The organism is Microbacterium sp. MYb62, from assembly GCF_002979475.1.
GTDB lineage: Bacteria > Actinomycetota > Actinomycetes > Actinomycetales > Microbacteriaceae > Microbacterium.
This window is the reverse complement of record NZ_PCOY01000027.1, coordinates 43144-52006: the sequence shown is the minus strand read 5'-3', so window position 1 is coordinate 52006 and position 8863 is coordinate 43144. Positions and strand designations below refer to the sequence as shown.

Annotated in this window: 8 protein-coding genes; 1 reads left to right on the top strand and 7 read right to left on the bottom strand. The window is 70.3% G+C overall.

Features of this window, described 5'->3' with window-relative positions:
* The 7 genes from CQ042_RS18330 to CQ042_RS18300 form a co-directional block, all read right to left on the bottom strand.
* On the bottom strand, window positions 1-1586 hold a 1586-nt coding region (locus CQ042_RS18330), incomplete at its 3' end, for an ABC transporter ATP-binding protein (protein ID WP_105671880.1).
* Window positions 1579-3216 (bottom strand): ABC transporter ATP-binding protein, encoded by a 1638-nt coding sequence (locus CQ042_RS18325; RefSeq protein WP_181157625.1) that lies wholly within the window; start codon window positions 3214-3216, stop codon window positions 1579-1581. The genes CQ042_RS18330 and CQ042_RS18325, both read right to left, overlap by 8 nt.
* Window positions 3213-4001, bottom strand: coding sequence for an ABC transporter ATP-binding protein (locus CQ042_RS18320; protein WP_105671878.1), 789 nt, complete (start codon window positions 3999-4001; stop codon window positions 3213-3215). The genes CQ042_RS18325 and CQ042_RS18320 overlap by 4 nt, the downstream gene beginning before the upstream one ends.
* Before the next feature lie 11 nt (window positions 4002-4012).
* Window positions 4013-5131, bottom strand: coding sequence for an iron chelate uptake ABC transporter family permease subunit (locus tag CQ042_RS18315; protein ID WP_105671877.1), 1119 nt, complete (start codon window positions 5129-5131; stop codon window positions 4013-4015).
* Window positions 5128-6213: an iron ABC transporter permease gene (locus CQ042_RS18310; RefSeq protein ID WP_105671876.1), complete on the bottom strand. Its 1086-nt coding sequence runs from the start codon at window positions 6211-6213 to the stop codon at window positions 5128-5130. The genes CQ042_RS18315 and CQ042_RS18310 overlap by 4 nt, the downstream gene beginning before the upstream one ends.
* Window positions 6210-7271: an iron-siderophore ABC transporter substrate-binding protein gene (locus CQ042_RS18305; protein WP_105671875.1), complete on the bottom strand. Its 1062-nt coding sequence runs from the start codon at window positions 7269-7271 to the stop codon at window positions 6210-6212. Before CQ042_RS18305 ends, CQ042_RS18310 begins: the two co-directional genes overlap by 4 nt.
* A 192-nt stretch (window positions 7272-7463) precedes the next feature.
* Window positions 7464-8306 (bottom strand): AraC family transcriptional regulator, encoded by an 843-nt coding sequence (locus CQ042_RS18300; RefSeq protein ID WP_105671874.1) that lies wholly within the window; start codon window positions 8304-8306, stop codon window positions 7464-7466.
* Window positions 8307-8419: 113 nt separating this feature from the next.
* Here CQ042_RS18300 and arfB point away from each other — a divergent pair, with 113 nt between their 5' ends.
* Window positions 8420-8860, top strand: a complete 441-nt coding sequence (arfB, locus tag CQ042_RS18295) for an alternative ribosome rescue aminoacyl-tRNA hydrolase ArfB (RefSeq protein ID WP_105671873.1) — start codon at window positions 8420-8422, stop codon at window positions 8858-8860.
* The last annotated feature ends 3 nt before the right edge of the window (window positions 8861-8863 follow it).

Here is an 8863-nt window from a genome sequence, read left to right as displayed (position 1 = left end):
CGCAGCGCGGCGATCGCGTCTTCCACGGCTTCGCGGTGATGGAGCCCGACATCGGCGGTGGCCTCGTCGAGGATCACCACATCCGGGTCGGCGAGGAAGGCGCGGGCGACGGCGAGTTGCTGGATGCGTCCCTCGTCGAGCGGCGCGACGGGATCAGCGGATGCGCCCTCGCCTTCCGCCCTCTCCTCGCGCACCATCGCCTCGATCGCCCATTCCGCTCCGACCGCTCGCAGCGCCGTCAACACCACTTCGTCGGTCGCCTCGGGGGCGACGAGGCGCAGGTTGTCGGCGATCGTGCCCCGGAAGTGGTGCAGCTCCTGCGACAGGTAGTACGGGGCCTCCGTGCGGGATGCGAGGTGCACACTGCCCGAGGTCGGCGGATGATGCCCGGCGATCACGCGGGCGAGCGTGCTCTTGCCCGACCCCGACGTGCCGACCAGCGCTGCTGTGGTGCCCGCAGCGACCTGCAGATTCACGTCGCTGATGCCGCGGCCGGTGGTCGGGTAGCGGAACGTCACGTCCCGCACCTCGATCCCTGCGGATGCCCGGTGCGCGGCGTCAACCTCCGAGGTCTGCGCGGTAGGCGCGGGCGCGAGGTCGATGACGCCGACGAGCCGCGCGAGTCCGATCGCCGCCCGCTGGATGTCGTCGAGTCCGAAGATCAGCTGCCCGACCGGGCCGAACAGCCGGTGGAACAGCAACGCGGCGGTGGTGACCGCGCCCACCGTGATCGCGCCGGAGGACTGCAGCAGGAATCCGGCACCGAGGATCGCGGCCAGCCCGACGAGTTCGCCGCCGTTGATCCAGCGGAACAGCCGGTTCGTCACCCGCACGCCCTCGATCTGCATCTGGATCGACGCCTCTGCGCGCTCGCGCACACGCTCGAGAGCGGGTTCCTGCTCGTTGAACGCGGTGAGCGTCTCGATGCCCTCGACCGCGTCGAGCACCGCCTGGCTGCGGGCGGCTTCGCGCACCCGTACCTCGCGGAACACCACGCGCGACCTGCGCAGGAACGCGCGGGTGCCGAGCACGTAGAACGGCGCAGAGGCGATGCCCGCGAGCGCGAGCAAGGGGTCGAGGGCGGTCAGGGCCACCACCGAGACGCCGATCGCGAAGGCCGCCGACAGCAGGGTAGGGGCGACGTTCCCTCCGGCCTCGGCCACCGCATCGACATCGCCGGTGACGCGGGACAGCAGGTCGGCACTCTCGCCGTCGTCGACCGAGCTCACCGGGAGCCGCATCGCCGAGGCGAACACGTCTTCGCGGAGCGTGGCGAGCATGTCCTGCACCAAGCCGGTGAGCATCCGCACGGCCCACAGCATCACGATGGCGGCACCGATGGCACCCAGGCCCGCCCCGGCGACCCAGCCGGCGATGGGTGCGACCCCGGCGTCGGTGGACACGGCATCGACGATGCGCCCCAGGCACGCCGGCATCACGATCCCGAGTGCGGACGCCGCGAGGAAGAGGGTGGCGACGGCCGCCGCGCGGCCGGGATGCTGGCGCAGGAGGGCACCGACGACGGCACGCACGCGGGCGCCGGAGGCGATCGGCAGCAGAGCGGTGGTCGAGGTCGGATCACTCATGGTGGGCGTCCGATCGTTCGGCGGGGAGGTCGATGACTCGGTCGCACGCGCTGAGCAGCACCGGAGAGGTGGTGATCACGATCACGGTCTCGTCGTGCTCGGCGAGGGCGCGGGCGATGTGCGCCTCCGTGATGGCGTCGACGGCGGAGGTCGGCTCGTCGAGCACGAGCACGTCGGCATCCGCGTGCAGGGCTCGGGCGATGCCGATGCGCTGCCGCTGTCCTCCCGAGAGTCGTCGTCCGGCTTCGCCGACCTGCGATTCCCAGCCGCCGACCTGCACCACGGTGTCGTGGAGCGCCGCCATCTCGACGAAGGGCGGGTGCGCGGGCTCGTCCACTCCGTGCCCCCGCACGGCTTCGTGCAGGGAGCCGCTCACGATCGTCTGACCGTGGGGAGGAGCGACGACCCGGCGGCGGTACTCCACCGGATCCAGGTCGGTCAGATCGAGGAGTTCACCCTCGACGGCGAGCGAGACCCGGCCACGGTCGGTCCGCGTGCGCAGACCCAGCAGACGGGACAGGGCGCGGGCCGTGTCGCTGTCGGCGGGACGGATGCCGAGCAGTTCCCGCTCATGCACCTCGATCACGGGCGCAGCGGATCCGGCACGGAAGGTCAGCACGACATCGTCCGGCACCTCTGCACCGCGGCGGGAACCGGTGGGCGGATCGAGCAGATCGTCCGCGTCGATCACCTCGGCGAGCCGCTTGGCGGAGGCGAGCTTGTGGATCCAGTTCGAGGGGAACGAACCCGCATACGCGAGGTAGCCGCTGATGAACTGGGCGAGCCCGAGCACGGTCACCAGCTCGCCGATGCTGATGCGGCCCTCCGCGGCGAACCAGGCCGACATGCCCGCGAGCGCGGTCGTCGCGACTGCGGCCAGGGTGCTGCTCACCGCCTCGTACGAGGCGAGCGACCGGCCGGCGGCGGTGGCGGCGCGACGGGAGGTGTCGCTCGCGGCGACGTACCGCCGCACGGCCTCCTCGCGCGCACCGATGCCGACCAGCACCCGGAATCCGCTCATGAAGTCGGCGGCGACCGCCCCGGCCTCGGTCGCCGCGTGCTGCTCGGCGAACCCGCGGCGTTCGAGCGGGCGGGAGACGACCTGCATCACCAGCATCATCGCGATGGTGGAGCCGAAGACCACGATCGTCGCGACGGGGGAGATCACCAGCATCGCGAGTCCGGCGCCGACGATCGCGGCGATCGTGGAGCACTGCTGCGCCACCGACCAGGCGACTCCGGCCACCCGGTAGGTGTCGGAGGTGACGAAGGTGAGGGCTTCACCCGGCGTCACCGTGCGGCAGGAGAGCCGAGGACGAAGCATCCGGGAGAGGGTGAGGTGGCGTAGCGCCTGCTCCCCGTATCCGTAGATCGAGACCATCAGCCGGGAGGCCGACTGGTAGCTCACGGTCAGCACGAGGAACGTGCCCACCAGCACGCCGAGCCAGAGCGTGAGCGCTGCGGGGTCGGCGGGGAGCACCGCGCGGTCGATCGTCGCCCCGATGATGACCGGGATCGTCGCCTCGGCCAGCGCGTGCACGATGAGCAGCGCTGTCGCTCCGGCGAGGGCGAAACCGCGTCCCTCGGACTTCAGCGCGATCCCAAACAGACTCCGCGGGGTGCGCGTCACGGCGTCCGCCGGCCGAGCGGCAGCACCAGCGGTGTGCCCGAGACGGGGTCGGTGATGACCTTGCACGGCAGGTCGTACACGGCGTTCACGAGCTCGGCCGTGATGATCTCGCGCGGGTCGCCCTGTGCCACGATGGCCCCGTCGCGCATCGCCACGAGGTGGGTCGCGTAGCGGGCGGCGTGGTTGAGGTCGTGCAGCACGGCGACGAGGGTGGTGCCGCTGCGGTGCAGGTCGGCGAACAGCTCCATCAGGTCGATCTGGTGCGCGATGTCGAGGAAGGTCGTCGGTTCGTCGAGCAGCAGGTGTTTGGTCTGCTGGGCGAGGGCCATCGCGACCCAGACGCGCTGCCGCTGCCCGCCGGAGAGCTCGTCCACCAGACGGCGCGACAGGTCGGTGACCCCGGTCGCGGCCATGGCCTCGGAGACCGCGCGCTCGTCGGCGCTGCTCCAGGTGCGCATCGCGCTCTGGTGCGGAAAGCGTCCGCGGCCCACGAGGTCGGCGACCGTGATGCCGTCGGGCGCGATGGATGACTGGGGGAGGAGCCCCAGCTTGCGGGCGGCTTCCTTGGGCTTGAGCGAGCGCAGCTCGTCGCCGTCGAGCAGCACGGCGCCGGTGCTCGGGCGCAGCAACCGGGCGAACCCGCGCAGCAGGGTCGACTTGCCGCACGCGTTGGGCCCGATGATGATCGTGAACGAGTCGTCCGGCACCTCGAGCGTGAGGGCGGAGATGATGGGGGTCTCCCCGTAGCCCAGCGTGATGTCGCGGGCCAGCAGCGAAGCGGTCATGCGTGTTCCTTTCAGGTGCGGCGCGCGTACTGGGCGGCGAGCAGCCAGGCGAGATAGATGCCGCCGACCGAGACCGTCACGACGCCGACCGGCACGGCGACGAGCTGGGCGACGGCGTCCGACACCACGACGAGGGCGGCGCCGGTCAGCATCACGGGCACCGTGCCCATCGGGGTGTTCGAGCGGGTGAGGCGCTGCGAGATCTGCGGAGCCGCGAGGGCGATGAACGAGATGGGTCCGGCGGCCGCGGTGACGAGCGCGACCAGGGCCACGCCGAACACCATCGCCGCGAGCCGGGTGCGTCCGGGGCTGATCCCCAGGGCGGTTGCCGCGTCGTCGCCCATCTCGAGCACCGGCAGCGTGCGGGCGAGGGGGAGGGACAGCAGGGTCACGATCGCGAACACGATCGCCGCCGGGATCAGCTGGTCGAAGCCGAGCGAGGCGATCGAACCCGCACCCCAGGTCGCCGCCATCATCGCCTTCTCGACGCTGACCGAGATCAGGATCCACGAGGTGAGCGATCCGAGCCCTGCCGAGACCCCGATGCCGACGATGATGAGCCGGAACGACGACATCGTGTTCTTGTTGGCGAGCACGTAGACGAGCAACGCGGTGAACAGGCCGCCGACCAGCGCGCCGGCCGCCTTGAACATGTACGTGTTCAGCTCGAAGACGATCATCACCAGCGTCACACCGAACTGGGCGCCGATGCCGAAGCCGATGATGTCGGGAGAGCCGAGCGGGTTGCGGGTGAGTGACTGGAAGATGCCGCCGGCGAGGGCGAGCGCCGCCCCGCACAGCACTGCGAACAGCACGCGCGGCAGGCGCCATTCGAAGACCACCTGGCGGATGTCGGGGTCGGAGGAGGGGTCGAAGATCGCCCGGATGACGGCGGCGAAGTCGACCTCGTAGGCGCCGAGGGTCATGGAGAAGAGACCCGCTCCGACGATCACGACGACCAGCACGATGCTGACGACGACGGAGCGCACGGGGATGAGCGCGGCGATGTGCGCGGTCTCGATCCGGAACAGGCGGCGTCCGTGATCGACCGGCACGAACGCGGCCGGCGGAGCGGTTGCGCGTGGTGCGGTGGTCCTCGGTGCCGCGAGGGGCTTCTGGTCGATGCTCACAGTCCGCTCACCCGCTTGCGACGAACGAGCATGATCAGGATCGGGGCGCCGAGGAGTGCGGTGACGATGCCCACGCGCATCTCGCCGTTGGGCAGCACGATACGGCCGAGGATGTCGGCGAACAGCAGGAAGGCGGGCCCGATGACCATCGAGTACGCGAGCACCCAGCGTTGATCCGGTCCGGTGAACCAGCGGACGATGTGCGGGATCATGAGCCCGACGAAGGCGATGGGGCCGGCGGCGGCGACGCTGGTGCCGGCCAGCAGAGTGACGGCGATGATGACGAGGATGCGGGTCACGCGCACGCGTGCGCCGAGGGCCTGTGCCAGGTCGTCTCCGAGGGCCAGGGCGTTCAGCGAGCGCGCGCAGAGGAGCCCGATCAGGAGCCCGGCGACGATCAGGGGCACGGCCCAGGTGAGCTGGTCGAGGGTTCGTCCGCCGATCGAGCCGACGCCCCAGAACCGCATCACCTGCAGGGTGCTGTGGTCGCGCAGCACGATCGCGGTGGTGAAGCCGGTGAAGGCCGCGCCGAGTGCGACGCCGGCGAGGGTGAGCTTCATGGGGGTCGCGCCCGAGGCTCCGAACGAGCCCAGGATGTAGACGAGCATGGTGAGGACGAAGGCCCCGCCGAGGGCGAAGGGCACGTAGGCGCCGGGAGTGGTGAGCCCGAGCACGCCGACCGCGAACGTGACGGCGAAGGATGCCCCGGCGTTCACACCGAGGATGCCGGGGTCGGCGAGCGGGTTGCGGGTGAAGGCCTGGATCAGCCCGCCGCATACCGCGAGAGCGGCACCCACGACGATGCCGAGCAGCGTGCGGGGCACGCGCAGCTCCATGACCATCAGGTGCAGCGGGTTCTCGTCGTCGTAGGAGAAGAGGGACTGCAGCACGGTGACGGGGTCGATCGCGCGGGCGCCGACGGCGAGCGAGGCGATGGCGGCGATGGCCAGCACCACGACCGTGATGGCCAGTCCCGCCACGAGCGTCCCGTTGCGGTGCGGGGAGTCGACTGCACGACTCCCCGCACCCGTGTTCGAGACGTCCGTGCCGTCATCCGTCGCCAGGGACATCTCTCGGATCACTTGCCGGTGATGGTGGGCTCGCCCTGGAGCGCCCCGGCGAGGTCATCGACGTACTTCGGCAGGATGTACTTCAGCGAGAGCACCGTGGGCGCGCTGATGGCCGAGGCCTCGGCGTCGTCGGCGTAGATCACGTACGAGCCGTTGGCGATCGGGTTCCAGCGCGACACGACCTTGTTCTCGACCGTGTAGGTGCCTTCATCGGCGCTGCCGCCCCAGGCCGCGAACAGATCGGCCTCGACGTCGTAGAGGTTCTCGAGGCTGACGCCGGTGTACCAGTTGTCGCCCTCGGCGGTCGAGAGGAAGCTGTCCATCGCCGACGTCGAGGTGAATCCGAGGGCCTCGGTGATGCGAACGCGGGGGTCGTACTCGAGGTAGACGCCGAGGTCGGTGCCGCCCTCGTTCAGGGTCAGGCCCCAGACGAAGGTCTTGTCCTCGAACTCGGGGTGCTCGCCGGCCAGCGTGGTGATCTGCTTCTTGGTCTCGGCGATCAGCTCCTCGGCCTTGTCCTCCTCGGACAGCGCCTTGCCGACCGTGCGGGTCATGTCCTCCCACGTGCCCGGGTTCCAGGGGCCTTCGATGTAGGGGACGGTCGGGGCGATCTCGGTCAGACGCTCGTACTCGATGTCGGAGACGCCGGAGTAGAGGCTCAGGATGAGGTCGGGCTTGAGCTCCTTGATGGCCTCGTAGTTCGGGCCGTCTTCGAGGAAGGGGATGATCTCGGGGGTCTCGCCGTACTCCTCGGTGACGTAGTCCTCGAACCAGGGCTGGTAGCCGCTCTCGCCCGCGCCCCAGACCTCTTCCATGCCGACCGGGTTCGTGCCGAGCGCGGCGACGATGTCAGAGGTCATCCAGCCGAGGGTGACGATGCGCTGCGGCTTCTCGGGGATCACGGTCTTGCCGTGGCCGTGCTCGATCACCACGCCGTCCACGGCGGTCGAGGCGGAGCCGGAGTTCTCGGGGGTGGACGAGCACCCGGCGAGGGCGAGGGCGGCGGCGACGGCCGCGGCGACGAGGGCGGAGCCTCGGCGGATCATCGGGCGCGCAGAAGCGTGCGACATGGTTCTCCTTCGGGAAGGGGGGAGGGTGTTGCCGCGTCGACGCGGCGAGAAGTTAGGTAAGCATGCCCTAACAGAATGATGCTAGAACGCGGATGCAGCGTCCAGTGTTGCGGGAGCGACGACTTGTGTCGCTGAACCGACAACCGCGGTCGGGTTCACCGCTGAGTGGTCACCGCCAGCGCCACCGCGCCGTCATCGCCAGTAGAGCTGGTGCGCGCTGTCGGCCTGCACGCGCGCCACGTGCTGGCGTGGGGTGAGCCCGAAGCGCTCCTTGAACGCCGCGGAGAAGGCGCTCGTCGTGGCGTAGCCGCAGCGGTGCGCGGCCGCGCCGATCGGGGTGCCGTCGACGATCAGCCGTGCACCGAGAGTCATGCGCACGCCGGTGCGCCACCGCCCGAAGCTCATGCCCACGTCGTTCTGGAAGATGCGCAGCACGGTTCGCTCGTGAAGCCCGTGCGCGAGGAACAGCTCGACGGCCCCTCGTGGATCGCCGGGGTCGGCGAGTACCGCCTGCACGAGCGGGGCGACCCGCTCATCCGCAGGCATCGGCACCTCGCCCCATTCGCTCGAGGCCTCCGGCAGGGGCTGCTGCAGCATCTCGATGAGCACCGACTGGATGCGCACGCGCAGGTCGGTCGGCATGTCGTTGATGCCGAGGTGGAGCAGCATCTCCTGCACCGCGCGCGGCACCAGCACCCGGGTGATGTCGTCCACCGGAGTGATCAGCGCGGAGTCCGGGATGTACGTGTAGCAGCCGGTCGAGTCGGGTTCGTGGTGGGCCGTGTGCGGGGTGTGCGCGGGGATCCACACGCCCTGACCGGGGGCGAGGCGCCACCGCGCATCCTGCAGGTGCACCCACACGGTGCCGCGATAGCACCAGGCCAGCATCGGGTCGGCGTGGCTGTGCGGCGGAGATAGCGGGCGAGTGCCGGTGTCCTCGGCAGTGACGACGCCCGTGCCCATCAGATACGGCTCATTCACGGTCGACGGAAACGAGGGGCTCGCCGCCCAGTCGTCCTGCCGGTATGAGTTCATTCGTGCTCCGCGTGAGGCGGCCGCGCAGATCTCTGCGAAGTGGATGCCGCCGCCACCTCGCCAATGCTAGCCGCGAGATGCGCCATCCCTTCCGGAGGGCCGATGATGGAGGCATGCCTTCCGCCCATCGCCCCGGTCTGCGGGTCTCGTCGGGTCTCACGATCCCCGAGGCCGAGCTGTCGTGGCGCTTCTCGCGCTCGTCCGGGCCCGGAGGGCAGGGCGTGAACACGGCTGACTCGCGGGCGGAGCTCGTCTGGGATGCGGCGAACTCGACGGTGCTCTCCCCGCATCAGCGCGAGAGGCTGCTCGATCGGCTGGGCGGTCGCCTGGTCGACGGGGTGCTGACGATCGCGGCATCCGAGCACCGTGCCCAGCTGCGCAACAGGGATGCCGCCCGTGACCGGCTGGTCGCGCTGGTGGGCGAAGCTCTGCGTCCACCGGCACCGCCGCGGCGGCCGACGAAGCCGAGCCGTGGCTCGAAGGAGCGTCGGCTCAAGGCCAAACAGCGACGCACCGACGTCAAGAGCCTGCGTCAGCGGCCTCGCGACGATTGACGA

Bases quoted from the DNA above. Each gene is read 5' to 3' on its own strand.
- CQ042_RS18320 (WP_105671878.1), bottom strand. From the start codon at position 4,001: ATGACCGCTTCGCTGCTGGCCCGCGACATCACGCTGGGCTACGGGGAG.
- CQ042_RS18305 (WP_105671875.1), bottom strand. From the start codon at position 7,271: ATGTCGCACGCTTCTGCGCGCCCGATGATCCGCCGAGGCTCCGCCCTC.
- CQ042_RS18300 (WP_105671874.1), bottom strand. From the start codon at position 8,306: ATGAACTCATACCGGCAGGACGACTGGGCGGCGAGCCCCTCGTTTCCG.
- arfB (WP_105671873.1), top strand. From the start codon at position 8,420: ATGCCTTCCGCCCATCGCCCCGGTCTGCGGGTCTCGTCGGGTCTCACG.